Raw genomic sequence first — 21974 nt, 5'->3', positions numbered from 1 at the left:
TCATTTTTACCGGAAGTTTCCGGCCTGAAATAAAGGGCAGCTGACCGGGTCAGCCGCCTGAGAGTTCAAGAACTTATTTCTTTCCCTGCACCAGAGGCAAATTGGCCTCATTCCAGGAAATCAATCCGTCCTTCAGCAGGCTCACCTTGGCGTAACCCGCTTTGTGCAGCAGGCTGGCACTTTCCTGCGCCGTCTGACCTGTTTTGCATACCACAATGATGGGGGCTGACTTATACTTTTCAAGCAGTCCAAAGTTCTCGGCTTTAATTTCGCTTGGTAAAATGTGAAGTGCGCCTGCAATATGGCCACGCTGGAACTCATCTTTGCTGCGAATATCGACAAAAACGCCGTCTTCACGGTTGACCAGCACTGTCGCCTGATTCGGGGTAACAACGGCATAACCCGCGGTTTTTTGCTTCACCATGGAAGATATCAGGGCCAGAACCAGGCCAACCCAGACCAGTGACAAAATGGGATTACTCGTAACAAACTCTATGAATTGCTGCATGATTTTCGCTCTATTAACCTTTACTGCCTGCCGGATTCCCGCACAGTGGCAAGATTCAACCAAAATTAAGGAAACTGAGTATACCTGTGGCCGGAATGATGTACAGTCACCCACCACATTTACGCGTTGCGGCTCACTGCTTTCTGCGCAATAAACCACATATCGCAAGGCGCCGCCTATAACTACAATAGAAAAAAACGCATGCTCAGATCTTACGTTACACCGTAGAAATGAATATATTCTAGGGTGTAAAGATAACAAACCATTTACAGCAATGTTTGATCTGAACTACAAAGCAGCGCTCGTTTTGTAGTAAAATTACCGACCTGACTACTTACCTGAGCGCCTTGTCGCGACTTTACCGCCGGATGTTGAGGTAATTGGTCTACATTTTCAGATTGTTCACATTGATGGAGAGGACAGCTTATGTCTGCTAAGAAACCACTGGCGCTGGTGATTCTGGACGGTTGGGGATACCGCGAAGATACGGCAAATAACGCGATTGCCAATGCCAACACCCCGGTACTGGATAACCTGATGGCAAATGAAGCCAACACACTCATTCAAGCCTCTGGTTTTGATGTGGGTCTGCCTGATGGCCAGATGGGTAACTCAGAAGTGGGCCATACCAATATCGGTGCCGGTCGCGTGGTGTATCAGGATCTGACCCGCATTGCCAAATCCATCTCCGACGGCGAATTCCAGCATAATCCTACGCTGGTCAAAGCCATGGACAGCGCTATCTCTGCAGGTAAAGCCGTTCACATCATGGGTCTGATGTCACCGGGTGGTGTTCACAGCCACGAAGATCACATTGAAGCGGCTGTGAAAATGGCGGCAGAACGTGGTGCCGAGCATATTTACCTGCACTGTTTCCTGGATGGCCGCGACACGCCACCACGCAGTGCACAAGCTTCCCTGGAGCGCTTCGATGCCTTATTTGCCCAGCTGGGCAAAGGCCGCACTGCCTCTCTGGTTGGTCGTTATTATGCCATGGACAGGGATAACAACTGGGAGCGTGTCGAATCTGCCTATGACCTGCTGACTGCGGCCAAAGGCGATTTCACGGCGGCGTCTGCGGTTGAAGGATTGCAGGCTGCGTACGCCCGTGAAGAAAACGACGAATTTGTCAAAGCCACTGTGATTCGTGCCGACGGCCAGCCGGATGCCGCCATGCAGGACGGTGACGCGGTTGTTTTCATGAACTTCCGTGCCGACCGTGCGCGTCAGATCTCCCGCGCCTTCTTGACTGATTTCAATGGCTTCGAACGCAAACAGTTCCCGGCATTGCACTTCGTGACCCTGACCCAATATGCCGCCGATATCGATTTGCCATCCGCGTTCCCGCCGGAAAGCCTGACCAACACCTTAGGTGAATGGCTGTCGAAGCAAGGCAAAACCCAGCTGCGCATTTCTGAAACCGAGAAATATGCCCACGTGACCTTCTTCTTCAATGGCGGTGTAGAAACCGAGTTTGAAGGCGAGTCCCGCGCCCTGGTGGCATCTCCTAAGGTCGCCACTTATGATCTGCAGCCTGAAATGAGCGCCCCTGAGCTGACCGACAAGCTGGTCGCGGCCATCAAAGGCGGCGAATTCGATATGATCATCTGTAACTACCCGAACGGCGACATGGTCGGCCACACCGGTGTTTACGATGCGGCAGTGAAAGCCTGTGAAGCGATTGATGAAAGTATCGGCCGTGTGGTTGAAGCCATTAAAGAAGTGGACGGGCAACTGCTGATCACCGCCGACCACGGGAACGCTGAAATGATGGTGAACCCGGAAACTGGGGGGATTCATACCGCGCACACGAACCTGCCTGTGCCGCTGATTTATGTCGGCGATAAGCAGATCAGCCTGAAAGACGGCGGTAAGCTGTCTGATCTGGCGCCAACCATGCTGTCATTGACCGGGCTCCAAATCCCGTCAGAGATGACTGGTCAGGTGCTGTACGATCTGAAATAATCCCTGCCATGCGGGAATTATTTTATTGTGTCATCTGTACACTCCGCGCCAGTGCCTTAGGCACTGGCGCTTTGCTATGCCTGGCGTTCAGTGCATCCGTCTATGCTGACGATAAGAATCAGCTTGATGGCATGAAACAGGAAATCGCACGGCAGCAAAAACAACTGAGCGATAAAAAACAACAGCTCAACGATGTCCAGAAAACCCTGAAACAACAGGAACTGGCCATCGCCAGAGCAGCCGGCGATATTCACGCCGCCGAGCAAAAAGTCGACGGCCTGACACGTTCCATCAGTCAGCTGGAAAAAGAACAGCAGGCACTGCTACAACGCCAGATTGGCCAACGTGAACTGCTGAAAGAACTCCTTACCAGCCAGTACAAAATGGGCAAATCCTCACCGCTCGCTAACTTGCTGGGTGAAAACGACCCGACCCGGTTAGACCGAATGGCCATCTACGCTTCGCACCTCAGCCAGGCTCGCAGCCATGCGCTGGATGAACTGGCCGCCACGGATACCGAACTGCAGCTCAAAAAACATCAGTTAAGCGAACAGCGTAATGAGCAGCAAAGCCTGCTGAGCCAGCTGAAAAAGGACAGGGCGACACTGCTGGGCAGCCAGCAGGCGCGTAAAAGCACGGTCAGAGAATTACAGGGTCAGTTGAATGCAGATAAACGCTACTTAACCGAACTGAAAAGCAATGAATCACGCCTGATCGCCGAAATTGCCAAAGCCCGCAAAGCGGCCGAGGAAGCGGCGCGGCAGGCCAGAGTCAATATGGATGGACTGGGCAAATACAAAGGCAAACTGCCCTGGCCGGTTTCGGGCAGTATTCGCCACGCTTACGGTAGCCCGCTTCAGGGTGAGCTACGCTGGAAAGGCATCGTGATAGGTAAAGCTGTGGGCAGCGAAGTGAAAGCCGTGCATGGCGGGAAAGTCGTCTTTGCCGACTGGTTGCGCGGTTACGGCCTGATGGTTGCCGTGGATCACGGCCAGGGCGACATGACTTTCTACGGTTATAACCAGACTGTGCTGAAAAAAGTAGGTGATACCGTCCAGCGTAACGAAGCCATTGCCTTGGTTGGCGACAGCGGCGGACAGGAATCACCGGGGCTGTATTTTGAAATCCGCCGTAAAGGCACGCCAACCAATCCGCAGCCCTGGCTGACCCGTTAACCGCATTTTATGACACGCAGCACCCATTAAGCAGAACAAGGATGGTTCGAATGAAGGGGTTATTCAGTGTAGGTCTGGTCTGGCTGTGGCTCTTGGCATCTCCTGCGCAAGCGGCCAGACTGGCGATTGTAATTGATGATCTGGGTTATCAGCATATGCCCTCCCCGTTATCAGCCCTCCCGCCGCAAATCAGTGTCTCCATCTTGCCCGAGACCCCTTATGACCAATTGACCGCCCGTCAGGCCCGGCAGGAATTCAGAGACGTGCTGCTCCACATGCCGATGCAGCCGAGCAGGACGGCGCCGCTTGAAATGGCCACCCTGACCGAAACCATGAGCAAGGAAGAACTTCAGAGAAAGCTCCGCTTTGCGCTGACACGCGTACCGGGCGCGGTTGCGGTCAACAATCATATGGGCAGCGCCCTGACCCAGAATCCGACCGCTATGGGCTGGGTGATGGAAGTCCTCAAACAAGAGCACCTGGCCTTTCTCGACAGCCGTACCACGGCTAAGTCTGTTGCCCAGGCTCAGGCTCAGGCTGCGCACATTCCCGCCCTGCGCCGCCATGTTTTCCTGGATCATGTCCCGAGTGAAACCTTCATCCGCCGCCAGCTGAAACGCGCCGTCTTGCAGGCGAAAAAACAAGGCACTGTGATCGCGATAGGCCACCCGCACCCAATCACGCTGTCGACACTCGCAGCCATGCTGCCCGAGATTCAGCAGCAAGTTACTCTGGTACGCCTGTCTGAGCTGTTTCCCGCCGGCAGCTGATAAAAAAACGGTGTGCCGAGGCACACCGTTCAGTTTGTTTGGATATGAGAGGGAAATCAGTCCCAGCTCAGAATCACTTTGCCGGACTGGCCGGAGCGCATGACATCAAAACCCTGCTGGAAGTCATCCACATTGTAGTGGTGGGTAATGATTGGTGTCAGATCCAGGCCAGACTGAATCAGGCTCGCCATCTTGTACCAGGTTTCAAACATTTCACGGCCATAAATCCCTTTGATCACCAGGCCTTTAAAGATGACCTGAGTCCAGTCGATACCCATGCTTGATGGTGGAATACCCAGCATAGCCACCTTACCGCCATGGTTCATGCTCGACAGCATGCTGTTAAACGCTGCAGGCACACCCGACATTTCCAGACCGACATCAAAGCCTTCTGTCATGCCCAGCTCCGCCATCACATCTTCCAGCTTCTGCTCTGCCACGTTGACCGCGCGGGTCACACCCATCTTGCGGGCCAGATCCAAACGGTATTCGTTCACGTCAGTAATTACCACATGACGGGCACCAACGTGCTTGGCAACCGCCGCCGCCATGATACCGATAGGGCCGGCACCGGTGATCAGTACATCTTCACCCACCAGATCAAAAGACAGTGCCGTGTGCACTGCATTACCGAACGGGTCGAAGATTGACGCCAGATCGTCTGAAATGTTATCCGGGATCTTAAACGCGTTAAACGCCGGGATCACCAGATACTCGGCAAAAGCACCTTCACGGTTGACACCCACACCGATGGTGTTACGGCACAGGTGGGTACGACCGCCACGACAGTTACGGCAGTGACCGCAGGTAATGTGGCCTTCACCGGAAACACGGTCTCCAATTTCAAAACCACGCACTTCCTGGCCAATCGCGACCACTTCGCCCACGTATTCGTGGCCGACGACCATAGGGACAGGAATCGTATTTTGTGACCATTCGTCCCAGTTATAGATATGAACGTCAGTGCCACAAATCGCGGTTTTCTTAATTTTGATCAGCAGGTCGTTATGGCCCAGTTCAGGCTTGTCGACCTCTGTCATCCAGATGCCTTCTTCAGGCTTCAGTTTTGCTAATGCTTTAATTTTCATGATGCTTTCCACAAGTGGCCCAGAAGCGGTATCGTACCGCTCCTGCAGCAAAGTCGGTGATGATCAGATGATGCCCATCTCTTTACCAATGCGAATAAACGCATCGATCGTATTATCCAGCTGTTCTGCGCTGTGCGCGGCAGACATCTGAGTACGGATACGCGCCTGGCCTTTCGGCACGACCGGGTAAGAGAAGCCCACCACGTAAATGCCTTCTTTCAGGGCGCGCTCAGCAAATTCCGCTGCAACTTTCGCATCACCCAGCATAATCGGGATGATGGCATGATCGGCACCTGCCAGCGTGAAGCCGGCTTCAGACATGCGGGTGCGGAACTGCTCAGCATTTTTCCACAGCGTTGCACGCAAATCACTGCTTTCCGCCAACAGGTCCAGCACGCGGATAGAGGCAGAGACAATCGCCGGGGCCAGCGAGTTCGAGAACAGATAAGGACGAGAACGCTGACGCAGCCAGTCGATCACTTCTTTCTTACCTGCGGTATAACCGCCTGACGCGCCGCCCAGGGCTTTACCCAACGTCCCTGTGATGATATCGATACGATCAATCACATCATGGTATTCATGAGTACCCCGGCCATTGTCACCCATAAAGCCAACGGCGTGGGAATCATCGACCATGACCAGCGCATCATACTTGTCCGCCAGATCACAGATAGCCGGCAGGTTTGCGACCACACCATCCATAGAGAAAACACCGTCGGTCACAATCAGCTTGTGGCGCACACCGGCGTCATTGGCGGCGATCAACTGCTGCTCCAGCTCGGCCATGTCATTGTTCGCGTAGCGGAAGCGTTTGGCTTTACACAGGCGTACACCGTCGATGATAGAAGCGTGGTTCAGCGCATCTGAAATAATGGCATCTTCAGGGCCAAGAATGGTCTCAAACAGACCTGCATTTGCATCAAAACACGAAGAGTAAAGGATAGTGTCTTCCATGCCTAAGAAGGCCGACAGCTTACTCTCCAGCTCTTTATGTGCGTCCTGCGTACCGCAGATAAAACGCACTGAAGCCATACCAAAACCGTGCTCATCCATGCCTTGTTTGGCAGCCTCAATCAACGCCGGGTGGTTAGCCAGACCCAGGTAGTTGTTGGCACAGAAATTCAATACCTGATCGCCACTGGCTATCGCAATATTGGCTTCCTGAGCAGAAGTGATTACACGCTCACTTTTGTATAATCCTTCTGCTTTCACTTCCTGAATCTGATCGGCGATCTGTTGATAAAAGGCAGCTGACATCTTGCTCTCCAAACATGTAAAGGCGTATTTGCCACTTTTAGCGAACAACCTACTATTAAATTAGCAATCATTCGCCACAATGTTACAAAGTTTGCCGGATTCTAAGAGCTAAACTCTACTCAGTCGACAACTATGAAACATCCCGCTCCACTTGATCACAATAATGTGATTCAAGTTGAAGAACGACCTCCCGCCCCTGCGCACTGGTCAGAGGTCTTATCATAGCAAGCATCTGCAACACCCCCTGATAGATGACGGCTTTGGTAATTTTAGCCTTGGGCGCCTGCGCGGTCTGGTAACTGATCCAGCTGGTGGCCACCAGCTTGAGCGTGGTTGCCAGACTCAGCAAATCCTCATCGTTCAGGGTGACCAGCCCCAGGGAACGAAAATGGCGCATCACCACCATAATATCCTGATGGAGGTTTTCCTGCGCTTCCAGATACTTATGCTGTAGCACAGGATCCCGGCTGAGAATATCGGGCAGGTTGGCGTAGAAGAAACGGTAGCGCCACATCAGCATAAACACCGCATCCAGGTATTGCAGCAGGCTGTCAGCCGACAACACTGCCTCTTCCCGCGGCTGGAAGCGAACCCGCAAATCCTGAGCGTATTCATCAAAAATACTGTGTATAATCTCTTCTTTATTACGAAAATGGTAATACAGGTTGCCTGGGCTGATGCCCATATGTGCCGCAATATGGTTGGTGGTGACGTTGGGTTCCCCTCCGTCATTAAACAGCTCCAATGCAGCATGGATGATTTTATCGCGGGTTTTCATAAGCCTCTCACTTGCGTCGCCCTGGGCAGTCTCGGTTTGTTATCTTATGTGGGTCAAAATCAAGATCAACAAACCCTGATGATGTTATCATAACTACTGACTAAATTTTGACGCGGTGGTGCAGTTCTTCTGCTACGCTTTTGGCCACTTATCACCGGGTCCATCTGACAAAACTGGAAGTGCCATGATTATAGTGACTGGTGGCGCCGGCATGATCGGCAGCAACATTGTTAAAGCGCTCAATGAACAAGGGTATAGCGACATTCTGGTCGTCGACAACCTCAAAGACGGTACCAAATTCGCGAATCTGGTCGATTTGGATATCGCCGATTATATGGACAAAGAAGATTTCATTACCCAAATCATGGCAGGTGATGACTTTGGCCCGATCGAAGCCGTCTTCCACGAAGGTGCCTGCTCCGCCACCACAGAGTGGGACGGCAAATACATGATGCTCAATAACTATGAGTATTCCAAAGAGCTGCTGCACTTCTGTTTGGAGCGTGAGATCCCATTCCTGTATGCCTCTTCCGCCGCGACCTACGGCGGCCGTGACCGTGATTTCATTGAAGAGAAGGCCTACGAAGGTGCGCTGAACGTTTACGGTTACTCCAAGCAGCTGTTTGACAACTATGTCCGCCGCCTGTGGCAAGATGCCGAAGCCCACGGCGAAACGCTGTCACAAATCACCGGTTTCCGTTACTTCAACGTCTACGGCCCGCGTGAGCAGCACAAAGGCAGCATGGCATCGGTGGCGTTCCACCTGAATGAACAAATTGCAAAAGGCGAAATGCCGAAGCTGTTCGAAGGCTCAGACACCTTTAAACGTGATTTCATCTATGTGGGCGATGTCTGCAAAGTCAACCTGTGGTTCTGGCAAAATGGTATCTCCGGTATTTTTAACTGCGGCACAGGCCGGGCAGAAAGTTTCCAGGCCGTTGCCGATGCGGTGATTAAGCATCACGGTCAAGGTCAGGTAGAAACTGTCCCATTTCCTGAGCACCTGAAAGGCCGCTATCAGGCCTATACTCAGGCAGATCTGACCAAAGTCCGTGCCGCTGGCTATAACGAAGCGTTTAAAACCGTTGCCGAAGGCGTCGCTGAGTATATGGCGATTCTGAACAGCTAATACTAACAAACCTTGTCAGCGACACCCTGATCCACTCTGGGTGTCGCTGACTTGTATAAAAAGATTGATTTGATGACTATACCAACTTTCGTTGTCAGCTTAGCCCGGTCTTCTCATCGCCGTGAGCACATGCAAGCGTTGATGGATCAGGCTGGAATCCCTTTCCAGTTTTTTGATGCCGTCGATGGCATTGACTCTGAGCATTTCCTGCACAGTGAAAAGGCCACGCCAGCGCTGACATTCAAACGAAAAGGCTATCAATTGGTCCCGGCTGAAATTGCCTGTTTTGCCAGTCACTATGCTCTTTGGGAAAAGTGCCTTGAACTGGATACGCCAATATTGATCCTCGAAGACAATGTCAACTTGCTGGCTGACGTTCACTCCGTGCTGGCTGACATTCAGCCATACATTGAACAATACCATTACATTAAACTGTCAGCGCATCAGCCAAACACATTTAATGCTCTGTTTACTGTCTCTGATACCCACTCAATCGGTGTTTACCGAAAAGGCACCTGCGGTACCAGCGCATATATCATTACCCCGTTTGCCGCAAAAAGTTTTCTGGACAATGCACAGCAGTTTATCGAACCGGTGGATGACTACATGGAAAAGCCCTGGCGACACGGCATTCATGCCTACCATGTCTATCCGTCAGTGTTTGAACGTTCGCAAACCGCGACGACGATTGGCTCCACCCGCAAACAGAAACAATCTGTGGGATTCTCCCACAAACTATACATCGAAGGTTTCAGAACCTATGAAACTATTATGAGAAAGCTGAAAAGCATAAAATAAAAAATAATCAGCCTTATCAATATGAATCACTATTTCAGAGCAACCAGCAATGCAATTTAACGCGCAAATAAAACGACTCATCAACTCTCGGGGCTTTTGTCTGGCGATGCTGTGCTGCATTGTAGGCTATGTGCTGTTCAAGCGCTCTTACCGCGAAATGGGAGACGTATTCCAGTCGGTCTTTATGCTGGCTTCCGTCGCGGCACTGTTTGTCGACAGAAAACAATTTTTCAAAGATAAAATGCTGTGGGCACTATTATTTGCTCTCGTCGTTCAGGTGCTCAGCTGGGCCAATTCACTGATAGACATACCTGAACTCGCCTATTCCAGCCCGCATATTGGTGTGTTAGCAGACCTGTTTGTCTTTATTTTTGTTGCGTATTGGCTGAAAGGCTCACTCAACAATGTTTACCTGATCTGGTGGGCTATGTGCCTGGGCATTTTGCTGGCGTTTTACAGCCATTCCGACATTGTTCAGCAGGTGCAACTGGGCCTTCAGGGTGTTCGCATCGATTTCAATATCATCAATGCCCAATATCCGGCCATGTACAGCGGAGTCGGCTTTCTGCTCTCCTCCTTCTTCTTGGTGAAATACCTGTGCCTCAGCATCCGGACCAGGAAGGCTCAATATATTGCTCTCTTCTTCTCTGCATTATTGCTGTTTATTGCCTTTGTGTTCGTGGTGATCACCACTCAGTCCCGCCAGGTGTGGGTCGGGTTGCTGGCTGCCTATGTGATAGGCACTGTGCTTTATGCGATCTTGCATAAAGAAAAACTGAATAAGATCATTCTGGCCGGTTCATTGTCTCTGTTGGGATTTGCCTTTTACTCCTATGCCAGCATGCCTTTGGTCCATGACAGAGTCCAAAGAGAGATGGGCACAGCCACCAGTTTAGTCACCAGTGGCGACATGTCTAAGATACCTTATGACAGTGCGGGTACCCGCCTGCATTTGTGGTACGAATCCATCAAATGGATCAAAGAAAGGCCACTGCTGGGCAGCGGCTACAACACCCGCGAGACGGTCATTAAGCAGGCAACACATTTTCCACCCAATATCCATAAGTATTTCACACACTTGCACAGTTCACATATTGAGCTGCTGGTTTCTTACGGTATCGTTGGCCTGGCATTAATGTACTTTGTTTTTGCTTGGGTCATTCGAAGTACGCAGGTTGCCCCAGAAAAACGCGGTATTAATGAAGTTCTGCTGATTTCTTTGCTGTTTACGGTTTACTGGCTGACGGTAAATCTGTTCGAATCATTCTTCTTTTCCAATAATGGCCAATGGATCCATAACGTGATGTTAGGCAGTTGTTATACCTTCTACCTCACATATAAACTGAACCGTTTACCGCCTTCAGAACAAGCGAGCTCATGATTAAAAAAATCCACGCCATCTGGCTTGGCAATAAAATGCCACCGTTAGCCTTCGTCTGTATTGATGACTGGAAAAAACAAGGGTTTGACTACACCCTTTGGACGGAAAACAATCCGCTGCTTCAGCAATGGATCAGCGAATGCCGGTTTGCAAAAGAGTGTTACGATAAAGGCCTGCTGGCCTTTGTCACTGATTACTTGCGATTGAAAATTCTGCAACATGAAGGCGGGCTGTATCTGGATGTGGATGTCACCATCCAGCAGGATCCTTTCCCGTTATTTGACAATTGTCTGTTTTCAGTAGGCTATGAAACGGAGACACAGCTGGGTACCGCTGCTATTTATGCCGTACCGAACTCGACGATCTTGGGGCAACTCATTGATTTTTATGAGAATGATATTTATCAGTCCCCGCTGTATATGGGCCCTGATATCATGACTCATTTCCTAATCGAGAAAGCTCTCAGCAACACAGAAAACAGCCAGCTCTACCCGGTAGCCTATTTTTATAACTATCAGGGTGAACCCATGCATTTTGAAAAGCCCGACAACGCTTACCTGACACACTGGTTCCAGCACAGCTGGAAAAAATCGCAAGGGCTGGTGTTTTTGAAATCCAAACACATGGGGCTACTGGGGAAATTCTACGTTTGGCAGAAATATTTTTTCCGTACATAATCCTGCCATTGCTGCTTCCAAACGGTTGATTAGAGTTTACTGCTAAAAGAGAGAACATCTTTTGACTACAGTCCGAACCCGCGTATCACAGGATGAACTGACACCAGGCTATCGTCCAACTTTTCAGTGGTCTTTTTTACATCCCCGCCACTGGGGAACTTGGGTCAGTATTTTGCTGTTAAGCCTCCTGGCACTGTTGCCCTGGAGAATTCGTGACCCCATCGCTGGCTTTCTGGGTTTGCACATCGGTCGGAAAGTCAAGAAAGCACGGCACCGTGCCAGAGTGAACCTGACACTGTGCTTCCCGGATCTGACCGATCAAGAGCGGGAAGAGAAAATCGACGCCATGTTCACCGTCGCCGCCAAAGTGGTGTTGGCCATGGGCGAATTGTTGTTCAGAAGCCGCCGTCACCTCCAGCAGCGCACTGAGGTTTTTGGTCAGGAAAATATTGATAAAGAAGTAGAAGCTGGCAATCCTGTCATTATTTTAGTGCCTCACTGCTGGGCCATTGATTTTCCGGCTATCTACTGGGCATCACTGGGTCTGCCTGTTGCTGCTTTGATGCAGCCTCAACATCGCCAACCTGTTTTTGACTGGTTAATCAGTTGTCAGCGGCTGCAGTATGGGGGAATTTGTTATGCACGCGAGGGAGGATTAAAGCCTTACTTCCGTGCAGTTAAGTCAGGCTTTTTGGGCTATTACCTGCCTGATGAAGACTTCGGGCCAGAGCAGAGTCAGTTTACTGATTTCTTTGCGACCCAAAAGGCGACATTTTCTGGTCTGGGTAAGATTGCGAAACTGACAGGGGCCTCCGTAGTACCTATGATTCCTGTATACAACACGACAAACGGAAAATTTGAGATTCATATCTCCCCGGCCCTGAAACCACTTCCGGGGCCAGATGCGCAACATGATGCCAATTTACTGGCAAACGCACTGGAAAAAATGGTCGCCCCCTATCCTGAGCAGTACATGTGGAATCTGCAATTGCTGAAAACACGCCCTGATGGCAGCAAACCCTACTGAAGTGAATGAGCAGCCTCCTATGAAAATTCTTATTATCGGCCCATCCTGGGTTGGCGATATGGTGATGTCGCAATGCCTGTATACCAGTCTGAAGCAGCAGTATCCGCAGGCTGAGATTGATGTGCTGGCACCGGCCTGGTGCCGGCCTATTCTAGAGCGCATGCCCGAGGTGCACCGCGCGCTTGAGATGCCCATCGGCCACGGCGAATTCAACCTCAAAGGCCGCTACCGGATTGGGCGAAATCTGCGTGAAAATCACTATGATCAAGCATATATTCTGCCTAACTCGGCGAAATCTGCCCTGATCCCGTTTTTTGCCCGCATTCCGGTTCGCACCGGCTGGAAAGGCGAAAGCCGCTACGGTTTGCTCACGGATCTTCGTGCGAACAAGCGTGATTTCAGCCTGATGATTGAGCGCTACTGCGCACTGGCTTATCCCAAAGCGGACATGACAGGGAGTGCGGCGCTGCCGCTACTGCCCAAGCCGGTACTGACGGTTGACCGCCACAATCAGGCCAGTGCAATGAAGCGCCTGGCGCTGAATCATGATCGCCCCATAATAGGCCTTTGTCCGGGGGCCGAATTTGGTCCGGCCAAGCGCTGGCCAGATGCCTATTTTGCGCAGGTGGCACAAAAAATGATTGAGCAGGGCAAGCAAGTCTGGTTGTTCGGCTCGGTCAAAGATCAGCCTGTCACCGCCGCCATCAAACAAGCCCTTCCCGCTGAATTACAAGCGTTCTGCCATGATTTAGCCGGAAAAACCAGTCTGATTGAAGCAGTTGATCTACTGGCGGCCTGCGATACGGTTGTCAGTAACGATTCCGGGCTGATGCATGTCTCCGCAGCGGTTGGCTGTAAAGTCGTGGCTATTTATGGCTCAACGTCACCAGACTATACCCCGCCGCTGGCGCAACAGGTTGCGATCGTATATACAGAGATTGAATGCCGCCCGTGTTTTAAACGAGAATGCCCCTATGGGCACCTGAAGTGCCTGAAAGACTTACCGGCAGATCGTGTCATTCAAGCCATTGACGACCTGACGATATCCAAAACAGATCTATGATGACATTGATACATCAACATAAAAATAATAAAGTCGCTTTTTACAGTCGTAACATACTGCGTTCCCTGACACCCAAGGCATTCTACCATCGCAGATTGCAGTACCTTCTGAATACCCTGGACAAATACGACAGACAATACATTGCATCCAGGGTCAATTATTACCTCAAGTGCAATAACAGATTCCAACTGCCCGAAGACAAAGCCGTATCAATCAAGCATTATCGCAAGAAAGGCCAGAGTGCCTACTATTACGATCTGAAAGAATACCTGCATTACTTTGATCGTCATTTCAAAGTCACCTACCGCTTTGGCGATGACACCCACCTGGAACCTTACCCGTTCCTGGTCAAAGCACGACCGATTGCCGGTGACAATGCCAACGCCGTTTTATTTAAACTCAATAAAGTCCGTCACTTCAATTTCATTGAAGATTCACTGAGCTTTCGTGAGAAAACAGACAAAGCCGTCTGGCGCGGTGCCGCCTACCAGCCCCATCGAGCCAACTTCGTCAGACAATATTACAACCATCCCCTTTGTGATATCGGTCAGACCAACACCGGCGAGACACCGCGACCGTGGGATAAAGGCTTTATGACGATTGCGGAGCAACTCGACTATAAATTTATTCTCTGTATTGAAGGCAACGATGTCGCGACAAACCTTAAATGGGCTATGTCATCAAACTCGCTGTGTATGATGCCCAAGCCGAAATACGAGACCTGGTTTATGGAAGGCACGCTCAAGGCCGGTGTCCATTATGTCGAACTGCAAGATGACTTCTCTGACTTGGAAGAAAAAATTCGCTACTACAGTCAGTACCCAGAAGCCGCCGAAGCGATTATTGCCAATGCCCATGAACACGTGCAACAGTTCTGCCATCTCCGACGAGAGAAACTGATAGGTTTGCTGGTACTGAAGAAATATTTCGAACTGTCCGGCCAATGGCAACAGGAATCGAATCACTGATGCTACGCTTTCTCTACACCTGCCTGCTCGCTGCAGCGGCCCCGTTGCTGCTGGTGTCACTCTATAAAAAGCGCCCGGGTGTCCCGCCGATTGGTCAGCGCTGGAAAGAGCATTTCGGCGTCAGTCCTCAGGTGCAGGGCCAGCGTCCGCTGTGGATCCATGCAGTGTCCGTCGGAGAGACTCTGGCGGTCACGCCGCTGCTCAAAGCGCTGAAAGCCCAGTCTCCCGATTTACCGATCCTGCTGACAACCACGACAGCCACGGGCGCAGAGCAAGCTGCACGCCTCGGATCACTGGTTGAACATCGCTATATGCCGCTCGATTTTCCCTGGGCACTGCGCCGCTTTATCCGTACACAGCAGCCACGTGCTCTGTGTATCATGGAAACTGAGCTCTGGCCCAACACGCTGGCCGAAGCCAAACATGCTGGCCTGCCCGTCACTGTGTTGAACGCCCGCTTATCTGAGCGCTCCTGCCAGCGTTATGCCAGAGTCCAGCCCCTGTTTAACCTGCTTGCCCATAACCTGGATCAGGTCTTGTGCCAGCATCAGGATGATGCCGAGCGCTTCATGCGCTTAGGCGTTGCGCCACAAGCGGTACAGATTACCGGTTCCATTAAGTTTGACCTTGGATTGCCCGAAGGGCTGGAACAGGCCAGTGAGAGACTCAGAGATGCGCTGGGCGGCCAACGTCCAGTGTGGATTGCCGCCAGCACCCACCAGGGCGAAGATGAGCAGGTACTTGAGGCGCACAGACAGATTTTACGCCGCCATCCTGACGCGCTGCTAATTTTGGTGCCAAGGCACCCCGAGCGATTCGACCCTGTCTTCGCGCTGATTGACCAACAGGGTTTTACCGCCGCACGCCGCACTCAGGTCAATGAGCCGCTGACCGGTCAACAAGTCTATCTGGCCGATACCATGGGCGAAATGATGCTGCTGCTCGGTGCCTGCGATCTGGCGTTTGTCGGCGGCAGCCTGCTGGGCGACAAAGTCGGCGGTCACAACCTGCTTGAACCAGCCGCACTGGCAAAACCCGTTCTGACCGGCCCGAGCTATTACAACTTTACCGACATCACCACTCAGCTGTTAAACGCGGGTGGCGCAGAAATCGTCGGCAACAGCGAGGAATTAGCGCGCGCCGTATCACGGCTGATGACGGATAAAAAGGAACAGGTCAAAACAGGTCAGGCCGCCCTTGGCGTGGTCAAAGCCAACCAGGGGGCCATTGCGCGCACCTTGCATGCACTCTCTGCCAGCCTCAATTAATCGGAAGATGACCGGCGGTAACCTGACAACAGTTGCTGCCAGTCGCTTTCCTGCCAGTGAATCCCGGCTTTATCGACTTCTTTGACAAAAGAACGACGCAGCCGGGACAAATTATCGTCCTGCCAGTCATCATCACCACGGTGAATACTGCATTTATCAAAATCAATCAGCCAGATCTGCTCCTGACTATCCAGCAAAATATTGTGTGCATTCAGATCCGTGTGATTGACCCGGCAGTCATGCATCCGGCGAACCATCTCACCGACAAGCTGCCATTGCTCTGACGACAAAGCACCCTGCTGCAAACGCGCCACCAGATCAGTTGCGTCAGGCACTCTTTCCGTCAGCAGATCCGCCCGGTAGTATGGTCCGGATTTACAGACTCTTGCCGCGACCGGTCTCGGTACCCGGACGCCCTGCGCCACCAGATGTTGCAGCAGGGAGAATTCAGCCATACTGCGGCAAGTTGACCAGCTCTTAAACCAATACTGATCTTTCACCAGCTTGCCAAACAACCCGCCCCGAAAGTAATGCCGCAATGCCATCTCAACCCGTTCACCGCGTACAAACCAGGTGGTGCCCCGCCCTTTGGCACTGCCCAGCACAGCCTGCTGACGCTGCCAGAAATCCGGCTCAAAGCACTGCCAGGGATCTTCTGCCAGCAAAGCAGGGTCAAACATGACCTGGCAGTTATCTTGCTCCCGTATTTCCATTGCGGTGTACCCTAAACGACTGAAAAGATCTATTTTATACAGGTTTATCCGTGCCCGTCATAAGATAGGCAGAATCTTTGCACAGTGTTCGCGCAATCACGCTGATTCCGGCATGCGAAATGTATATAATTCCCAACACACAATCACATCTATTCGGTTGAAAGCAGGTGTCATGACATTATTCCACTCCGCTCCCCAGTCTTTGTGCATCCTGCGCCTGTCGGCGATTGGTGATGTCTGCAACAGTATTGCCATGGCACAGGCAATTCAGCGGCAATGGCCTCAGACGCGCCTGACCTGGATCTGCGGCAAAGCTGAGGCAAGGCTGCTGAAAGATTTACCGGGCATCCGGGTGATCATCTTTGATAAAAAGCAGGGCTGGCAGGGATACAAAGCCGTCTGGCAGGCGCTCAACGGGGAGCATTTTGATGCGCTTTTGCATATGCAAACTGCCATTCGAGCCAGTATCGTCAGTCTCGGCATCAAAGCCAGATACAAGCTGGGATTTGATGCCGCCCGCAGCAGCGATCTGCAGCAGCTGTTCACCAATGTGAAAGTCCCGTCACCGGATTCCCCCATGTACTGGATGGCTTCATGCAGTTTGCCGCCACTCTGGGGGTCAGCGATCTGACGCCTCAGTGGGATATTCCGTTATCTGAAGACGATCACCGCTGGGCCGATCAGCAAATTCATCAGGACGCCACATTAGTCATCACACCCGCCGCCAGTAAAGGCTACAAAAACTGGACGCCGGAAGGGTATGCCGAGCTCGCCCGCCATGCCCACCAGCAAGGCTATGCCATCATTCTGGCCGGCAGTCCGGCAAAAATTGAGATAGACCTGGGTAATGCCATTGAAGACAAGCTGGACTTCCCGATCACCAACCTGATTGGCCAGAGCAGCCTGAAACAACTGCTGGCCCTGCTGCAAAAAGCGGCGCTGGTGTGCGCGCCGGATACCGGCCCGGCCCACATGGCGGTGGCTGTCGGTACCCCTGTGCTGGGGCTGTATGCCCACCATAACCCCAAACGTACCGGCCCCTATCTGTCGCGGCAGTATGTGGTGAGTGTATACGATGAATGCATTGCAGCCGAAACGGGCAAGACGCCTGAACAGCTGCCCTGGCGCAGCCGGGTCAAAGATAACGAGGCGATGAAACGCATCACAGCAGAGCGCGTCATCGCGATGTTCGACAAAATCACCGCTGAATTGTGATCGTATGCTTTTCAAACAAAATGAAAGCGATAGATTGATCCCTGAATCAAGGCCGGGGTTTTACATTCCCCCCGGTCGGCATAATCGTTGGCATATCACTGCTTTGACAGTCACGACTCATCTATCTGAAAACTGGACACCTAATGGCGCCTAACACCTCCAACACCACTTTGGGTGTGCTGATGATCATCAAGAATGAAGCCAAGCATTTGGCAGCCTGTCTGGAGACGGTAAAAGACTGGGTTGACGAAATCGTCATTATTGACTCAGGCAGTACGGATGATTCGGAAAACATTGCCCGTCGTTACACAGATAAATTCTTCCGCTATGACGACTGGCCCGGCTTTGGCCCGCAGCGCCAGCGTGCCCAGCAGCATGCGACCACCGACTGGGTGCTGGTGCTGGATGCCGATGAAAGGGTCACGCCTGAGCTGAAAGCGGCTATACAGTCTGCGGTCAGTGGCAATCCGAGCGGGGTGGCCTTTAAGATAAACCGGCTGAGTGACGCCTTTGGCAAAACCATTCACCATTCCGGCTGGTCGCCGGATTGGGTGATTCGCCTGTACCGCCGTGACGAAACCCGCTACAACGATGCCCTGGTGCATGAAAAATTGCTGACCGATGGGCTGGCGGTCCGGCCGCTCGAAGGCCGATTGCTGCATTTTACCTATGACAACCTGCACCATTACATCGGCAAAACCACCCAATATCTCAAAGCCTGGGCGGATGAACGCGAAGGCCGGAAAAAAGCCGGACTGGGGACCGCTTTGCTACATGCCCTGGCCAGTTTTCTGAAAATGTACATTCTTAAGCTCGGTTTTCTGGATGGTCGCCATGGTTTTATTCTGGCGTGGCTCAGCATGCACTCGACCTTCGTCAAATATATTGATCTCTGGCTACGGGATTATCAAAAAGAGAGAAATCAATGAAAGTCGCTCTCATTATTACGACTTACAACTGGAAAGAAGCCTTACAGGCCGTATTGGACAGCGTGAAGCGCCAATCTGAGTTACCTGATGAAGTGATCATCGCTGATGATGGCTCCCGAGCAGATACCGCTGAACTGATTCAATCCTACCAAGCGCAGTTCCCCTGCCCCCTGATACATTCCTGGCAACCCGATGACGGTTTCCAGCTCGCCATGAGCCGTAACCGTGCCATGGCAAAATCGCAGGCGGACTATATCATTATGATTGATGGCGACATTGTCATGTCTCCGGATTTTATTCGCTCTCATAAGCAGGCGGCAAAAGCCGGTTATTTCGTTCAGGGTGGCCGCGTGCTGGCGAACGATGCCATCAGCCAGCAGATCATGCATCAGCATGTGGTGCCCAACCTGTTTTCGCCCGGCATTAAAAACCGCCATAATTGCATCAGCAGTACCTGGCTCAGCAAATTGTGCTCTTACGAGCGCAATAACGATGCCTCAACGCGTGGCTGTAACATGGCATTCTGGCGAGCCGATCTGATCGAGGTCAACGGCTTTAACGAAGACTTTGTCGGCTGGGGCCGTGAAGACAGTGAATTTGTGCACCGCATGCTCAATTGCGGTAAGAAACGGCTGTATCTCAAGTTTGCCGGTGTCGGCTACCACCTCTACCATGATGAAAGCTCAAGAGCCTCATTAGCCAAGAACGACGAGATATTGGAAAATACCGTCCGTCAGAAACTGACACGTTGCGAAAACGGCATAGATAAATTTCTGGATGAAAAATCATGACAACCCGAGTCATTTACCCTGGCACTTTTGACCCTATCACCAACGGCCATCAGGATCTGATTGAGCGCGCTGCCGCCATGTTCGATCAGGTGGTCGTCGGTATCGCTTTCAGCCCGAGCAAAAAGCCGTTATTCGATCTGCAGGAACGAGTGGATCTTGCCAAAGCCATCACCCGTCATCTCGGTAATGTCGAAGTGGTGGGGTTTTCCGGGCTGCTGGTGGATTTCGCCCGCGAGCAACAGGCAACGATTCTGGTGCGTGGCCTGCGCGCGGTATCAGATTTTGAATATGAATTTCAGCTGGCGAATATGAACCGCCGCCTGATGCCGGAGTTGGAAACGGTTTTCCTGACACCGGCCGAGGAAAATTCCTTTATCTCCTCCACCATCGTCAAAGAAGTGGCACTGCACAAAGGACAAGTCGATCAGTTCGTTCACCCGACTGTGGCACAGGCACTGAAGGCCAAGCTGGCCAAATAACACGCAAATCCAAACTCAGATTCGGCGGCTCGCCACTCAGCGTGCCGCTATCTTTGCCTTCGCTGCTTGCCCGTAATACTCCAGATACCAATCCACAAATTGCTGCACCCCCTGCTCAATGCCAACCTGAGGTCTGAATCCCGTCACCTCAAATAAATCCTCGGTGTCGGCAAAGGTGGCATACACATCTCCCGGTTGCATCGGCAGGAAGTTTTTGCTGGCTTCTCTGTCCAGCGATTTTTCCAGTGCGGCAATAAAGTCCATCAGCTTGACCGGCTGACCATGGCCGATATTGTACACCCGGTACGGCGCTGAACTGCTGGCGGGTGAGCCTTCTTCTACGCTCCAGTCAGGCTGAGGGGCAGGAACAATATCCTGAATCCTAATCACGCCTTCAACGATATCATCAATGTAAGTGAAATCGCGCCGCATGTCGCCGTGGTTGTAGACCTCTATCGGCTGACCCGCCATAATCGCCTCAGTAAAACGAAACAGCGCCATGTCGGGCCGGCCCCAAGGGCCATAGACCGTAAAAAAGCGCAAGCCCGTGGTAGGCAGGCCGTAGAGGTGAGAGTAGGTATGCGCCATCAGTTCATTGGCTTTTTTGGTGGCGGCATACAAAGAGACCGGATGATCAACGCTGTCCCGGGTCGAGAAAGGCTGCTTACGATTGAGACCATACACTGAGCTGGAAGAAGCGTACACCAGATGCTCAACCTGATGACGGCGACAGCCTTCGAGAATGGTCAGATGGCCAGTCAGATTACTGTCGGCGTAAGCCATCGGGTTATCCAGTGAATAGCGCACACCGGCCTGGGCGGCCAGATGGATCACTCTGTCGAATTGATGAGTAAGGAACAAACGGGCAATCGCTTCCCTATCGGCAAGATCACAATTGACCACCAGCAAGGCAGAATGGGCAATTTGCTTTATCCTGTCTTGTTTCAATTTCACATCATAGTAGGTATTGAAATTATCAATGCCGACCACTTGATGGCCCATGCTGCATAAACGCTGTGCCACCGCACTGCCAATAAAACCTGCTACCCCAGTTACCAAGAAACGCATATTCACCTACCTGTCAGGTTAATAACCCCAGATATTGAAGTGCATACCGCTAAGGCTGAACCTTAATGCAACCCATTGATTAAAAAATTAATAAAACTATTTCTGACATTGGCTACAGTACACAGTCGCACGCTGTCCGACTTTGACCTCACTCAGGGTATGTCCGCAATTGGGACAAGGTTTTCCTGCTTTTCCATAGACTTGCAGCTCTTGCGCAAAATAGCCAGGCTTTCCGTCACTTTGTTTGAAATCTTTCAGCGTCGTCCCGCCCTGAGTGATCGCCTTACTCAGCACGCCTTTGATTTCAGCAACCAGCACAGCCAGCCGCTCGGCCGTCAGTTGCCCTGCCGGGGTCTGCGGATGGATGCGTGCAGCAAACAGGGACTCATTAGCATAGATATTGCCAACGCCCACAACGACCTGATTATCCATGATGAACTGTTTAATCACGGTGCGCTTACCTTTGGCCCTTTCTGCCAGATAGCCGGCATCAAAGCCCTCAGCCAAAGGCTCAGGACCGAGCTTACTCAGTACAGGGTGTTCGCTGTCACGCTCCTGCCACAGCCAGGCACCGAACCGGCGGGGGTCGTTATAGCGCAGCACTTCACCGCTGGCGAGCAGTACATCGACATGATCGTGTTTCACCGGTGGCTCTTCGGCGGGCAAGATACGCAAGCTGCCTGACATCCCAAGATGGATAATGGCAAAACCGGCATCGGTTTCCAGTAGCAAATATTTGGCTCTGCGTGTCACACCACGAATGGTCTGCCCCTGCAATAACTGTAATTCAGCAGGGACGGGCCAGCGCAGGCTGGCATTGCGAACCGTCACACGGACGACGGTCTGACCCACCACATGAGGCGTGATCCCCATGCGGCTGACTTCAACTTCAGGTAATTCAGGCATCTTCTCTCTGATTAATCTTTG

Annotated in this window: 21 protein-coding genes and 1 pseudogene; 15 read left to right on the top strand and 7 right to left on the bottom strand. The window is 51.8% G+C overall.

Annotated elements, in window-relative coordinates; translation table 11 throughout:
- Positions 1-73: 73 nt before the first annotated feature.
- Positions 74-508: a rhodanese-like domain-containing protein gene (locus P4S53_RS10310; RefSeq protein WP_337112628.1), complete on the bottom strand. Its 435-nt coding sequence runs from the start codon at positions 506-508 to the stop codon at positions 74-76.
- Between the two features lie 426 nt (positions 509-934).
- On the opposite strand from P4S53_RS10310, the gene gpmM reads away from it, so the two are divergent.
- The 3 genes from gpmM to P4S53_RS10295 are packed head-to-tail and all read left to right on the top strand — an operon-like array spanning position 935 to position 4418.
- Positions 935-2473, top strand: coding sequence for a 2,3-bisphosphoglycerate-independent phosphoglycerate mutase (gene gpmM, locus P4S53_RS10305; RefSeq protein WP_337112627.1), 1539 nt, complete (start codon positions 935-937; stop codon positions 2471-2473).
- 8 nt (positions 2474-2481) lie between these two features.
- The gene (locus P4S53_RS10300) at positions 2482-3648 is read left to right on the top strand and encodes a peptidoglycan DD-metalloendopeptidase family protein (protein ID WP_337112626.1); all 1167 of its coding nucleotides are present in this window, start codon (positions 2482-2484) and stop codon (positions 3646-3648) included.
- A 50-nt stretch (positions 3649-3698) separates the two neighbouring features.
- Positions 3699-4418 (top strand): divergent polysaccharide deacetylase family protein, encoded by a 720-nt coding sequence (locus P4S53_RS10295; RefSeq protein WP_337112625.1) that lies wholly within the window; start codon positions 3699-3701, stop codon positions 4416-4418.
- Between the two features lie 56 nt (positions 4419-4474).
- Here P4S53_RS10295 and tdh read toward each other — a convergent pair whose 3' ends face one another.
- From tdh to P4S53_RS10280, 3 genes are all read right to left on the bottom strand, one after another.
- On the bottom strand, positions 4475-5506 hold the full coding sequence (gene tdh / locus P4S53_RS10290) for an L-threonine 3-dehydrogenase (protein ID WP_337112623.1): 1032 nt from the start codon (positions 5504-5506) through the stop codon (positions 4475-4477).
- A 63-nt stretch (positions 5507-5569) separates the two neighbouring features.
- Positions 5570-6763, bottom strand: coding sequence for a glycine C-acetyltransferase (locus tag P4S53_RS10285; RefSeq protein WP_337112622.1), 1194 nt, complete (start codon positions 6761-6763; stop codon positions 5570-5572).
- 130 nt (positions 6764-6893) lie between these two features.
- Entirely contained in the window at positions 6894-7541 is a 648-nt protein-coding gene (locus tag P4S53_RS10280) for a TetR/AcrR family transcriptional regulator (protein ID WP_337112621.1), read from the bottom strand.
- Positions 7542-7725: 184 nt separating this feature from the next.
- Between P4S53_RS10280 and rfaD the strand changes: the two genes are divergently transcribed.
- The 8 genes from rfaD (at position 7726) to waaA (ending at position 15852) form a co-directional block, all read left to right on the top strand.
- A complete protein-coding gene (gene rfaD, locus P4S53_RS10275; protein ID WP_337112620.1) occupies positions 7726-8670 on the top strand; it encodes an ADP-glyceromanno-heptose 6-epimerase in 945 nt (314 codons plus the stop codon).
- A 72-nt stretch (positions 8671-8742) separates the two neighbouring features.
- Positions 8743-9468 (top strand): glycosyltransferase family 25 protein, encoded by a 726-nt coding sequence (locus P4S53_RS10270; RefSeq protein WP_337112619.1) that lies wholly within the window; start codon positions 8743-8745, stop codon positions 9466-9468.
- Between the two features lie 49 nt (positions 9469-9517).
- Positions 9518-10849, top strand: a complete 1332-nt coding sequence (locus P4S53_RS10265; protein ID WP_337112618.1) for an O-antigen ligase family protein — start codon at positions 9518-9520, stop codon at positions 10847-10849.
- Entirely contained in the window at positions 10846-11526 is a 681-nt protein-coding gene (locus P4S53_RS10260) for a glycosyltransferase family 32 protein (RefSeq protein WP_337112617.1), read from the top strand. Before P4S53_RS10265 ends, P4S53_RS10260 begins: the two co-directional genes overlap by 4 nt.
- A gap of 61 nt (positions 11527-11587) precedes the next feature.
- Positions 11588-12553: a lauroyl-Kdo(2)-lipid IV(A) myristoyltransferase gene (lpxM, locus tag P4S53_RS10255; protein WP_337112616.1), complete on the top strand. Its 966-nt coding sequence runs from the start codon at positions 11588-11590 to the stop codon at positions 12551-12553.
- A gap of 19 nt (positions 12554-12572) precedes the next feature.
- Entirely contained in the window at positions 12573-13616 is a 1044-nt protein-coding gene (gene waaF, locus P4S53_RS10250) for a lipopolysaccharide heptosyltransferase II (protein ID WP_337112615.1), read from the top strand.
- Positions 13616-14584 carry a glycosyl transferase family 90 gene (locus tag P4S53_RS10245; RefSeq protein ID WP_337112614.1) on the top strand — a complete coding sequence of 323 codons (969 nt, stop codon included), beginning with the start codon at positions 13616-13618 and terminating at the stop codon, positions 14582-14584. The genes waaF and P4S53_RS10245 overlap by 1 nt, the downstream gene beginning before the upstream one ends.
- Positions 14581-15852 (top strand): lipid IV(A) 3-deoxy-D-manno-octulosonic acid transferase, encoded by a 1272-nt coding sequence (waaA, locus tag P4S53_RS10240; protein ID WP_337114463.1) that lies wholly within the window; start codon positions 14581-14583, stop codon positions 15850-15852. The genes P4S53_RS10245 and waaA overlap by 4 nt, the downstream gene beginning before the upstream one ends.
- On the opposite strand, the gene P4S53_RS10235 is transcribed toward waaA, so the two are convergent.
- The gene (locus P4S53_RS10235) at positions 15849-16565 is read right to left on the bottom strand and encodes a 3-deoxy-D-manno-octulosonic acid kinase (RefSeq protein ID WP_337112613.1); all 717 of its coding nucleotides are present in this window, start codon (positions 16563-16565) and stop codon (positions 15849-15851) included. The genes waaA and P4S53_RS10235 overlap by 4 nt on opposite strands.
- Before the next feature lie 172 nt (positions 16566-16737).
- Between P4S53_RS10235 and P4S53_RS10230 the strand changes: the two are divergent.
- The 4 genes and pseudogenes from P4S53_RS10230 (at position 16738) to coaD (ending at position 19979) form a co-directional block, all read left to right on the top strand.
- Positions 16738-17780 (top strand): annotated as a pseudogene (locus P4S53_RS10230) (glycosyltransferase family 9 protein).
- A gap of 143 nt (positions 17781-17923) precedes the next feature.
- Positions 17924-18709 carry a glycosyltransferase family 2 protein gene (locus tag P4S53_RS10225; protein ID WP_337112612.1) on the top strand — a complete coding sequence of 262 codons (786 nt, stop codon included), beginning with the start codon at positions 17924-17926 and terminating at the stop codon, positions 18707-18709.
- Positions 18706-19500 (top strand): glycosyltransferase family 2 protein, encoded by a 795-nt coding sequence (locus tag P4S53_RS10220; protein WP_337112611.1) that lies wholly within the window; start codon positions 18706-18708, stop codon positions 19498-19500. The genes P4S53_RS10225 and P4S53_RS10220 overlap by 4 nt, the downstream gene beginning before the upstream one ends.
- Positions 19497-19979, top strand: a complete 483-nt coding sequence (coaD, locus tag P4S53_RS10215; RefSeq protein WP_337112610.1) for a pantetheine-phosphate adenylyltransferase — start codon at positions 19497-19499, stop codon at positions 19977-19979. The genes P4S53_RS10220 and coaD overlap by 4 nt, the downstream gene beginning before the upstream one ends.
- A gap of 36 nt (positions 19980-20015) precedes the next feature.
- On the opposite strand, the gene P4S53_RS10210 is transcribed toward coaD, so the two are convergent.
- Together P4S53_RS10210 and mutM are read right to left on the bottom strand one after the other, a co-directional pair.
- Positions 20016-21047, bottom strand: coding sequence for an NAD-dependent epimerase (locus P4S53_RS10210; RefSeq protein ID WP_337112609.1), 1032 nt, complete (start codon positions 21045-21047; stop codon positions 20016-20018).
- 96 nt (positions 21048-21143) lie between these two features.
- The gene (gene mutM / locus P4S53_RS10205; RefSeq protein WP_337112608.1) at positions 21144-21953 is read right to left on the bottom strand and encodes a bifunctional DNA-formamidopyrimidine glycosylase/DNA-(apurinic or apyrimidinic site) lyase; all 810 of its coding nucleotides are present in this window, start codon (positions 21951-21953) and stop codon (positions 21144-21146) included.
- Positions 21954-21974 lie beyond the last annotated feature (21 nt).

Source organism: Photobacterium sp. Hal280, from assembly GCF_037162255.1.
In the GTDB taxonomy this organism is placed as follows: Bacteria; Pseudomonadota; Gammaproteobacteria; order Enterobacterales; family Vibrionaceae; genus Photobacterium.
Note: the sequence above shows the minus strand (reverse complement) of the source record. Positions and strands in the feature narration are given on the sequence as shown.

Coding starts and splice junctions, on each gene's coding strand:
- gpmM (WP_337112627.1), top strand. CDS start 935: ATGTCTGCTAAGAAACCACTGGCGCTGGTGATTCTGGACGGTTGGGGA.
- P4S53_RS10280 (WP_337112621.1), bottom strand. CDS start 7,541: ATGAAAACCCGCGATAAAATCATCCATGCTGCATTGGAGCTGTTTAAT.
- P4S53_RS10285 (WP_337112622.1), bottom strand. CDS start 6,763: ATGTCAGCTGCCTTTTATCAACAGATCGCCGATCAGATTCAGGAAGTG.
- P4S53_RS10260 (WP_337112617.1), top strand. CDS start 10,846: ATGATTAAAAAAATCCACGCCATCTGGCTTGGCAATAAAATGCCACCG.
- P4S53_RS10300 (WP_337112626.1), top strand. CDS start 2,482: ATGCGGGAATTATTTTATTGTGTCATCTGTACACTCCGCGCCAGTGCC.
- coaD (WP_337112610.1), top strand. CDS start 19,497: ATGACAACCCGAGTCATTTACCCTGGCACTTTTGACCCTATCACCAAC.
- rfaD (WP_337112620.1), top strand. CDS start 7,726: ATGATTATAGTGACTGGTGGCGCCGGCATGATCGGCAGCAACATTGTT.
- P4S53_RS10265 (WP_337112618.1), top strand. CDS start 9,518: ATGCAATTTAACGCGCAAATAAAACGACTCATCAACTCTCGGGGCTTT.
- P4S53_RS10220 (WP_337112611.1), top strand. CDS start 18,706: ATGAAAGTCGCTCTCATTATTACGACTTACAACTGGAAAGAAGCCTTA.
- waaF (WP_337112615.1), top strand. CDS start 12,573: ATGAAAATTCTTATTATCGGCCCATCCTGGGTTGGCGATATGGTGATG.
- P4S53_RS10225 (WP_337112612.1), top strand. CDS start 17,924: ATGGCGCCTAACACCTCCAACACCACTTTGGGTGTGCTGATGATCATC.
- P4S53_RS10270 (WP_337112619.1), top strand. CDS start 8,743: ATGACTATACCAACTTTCGTTGTCAGCTTAGCCCGGTCTTCTCATCGC.
- tdh (WP_337112623.1), bottom strand. CDS start 5,506: ATGAAAATTAAAGCATTAGCAAAACTGAAGCCTGAAGAAGGCATCTGG.
- mutM (WP_337112608.1), bottom strand. CDS start 21,953: ATGCCTGAATTACCTGAAGTTGAAGTCAGCCGCATGGGGATCACGCCT.
- P4S53_RS10295 (WP_337112625.1), top strand. CDS start 3,699: ATGAAGGGGTTATTCAGTGTAGGTCTGGTCTGGCTGTGGCTCTTGGCA.
- P4S53_RS10235 (WP_337112613.1), bottom strand. CDS start 16,565: ATGGAAATACGGGAGCAAGATAACTGCCAGGTCATGTTTGACCCTGCT.
- P4S53_RS10245 (WP_337112614.1), top strand. CDS start 13,616: ATGACATTGATACATCAACATAAAAATAATAAAGTCGCTTTTTACAGT.
- P4S53_RS10210 (WP_337112609.1), bottom strand. CDS start 21,047: ATGCGTTTCTTGGTAACTGGGGTAGCAGGTTTTATTGGCAGTGCGGTG.
- P4S53_RS10310 (WP_337112628.1), bottom strand. CDS start 508: ATGCAGCAATTCATAGAGTTTGTTACGAGTAATCCCATTTTGTCACTG.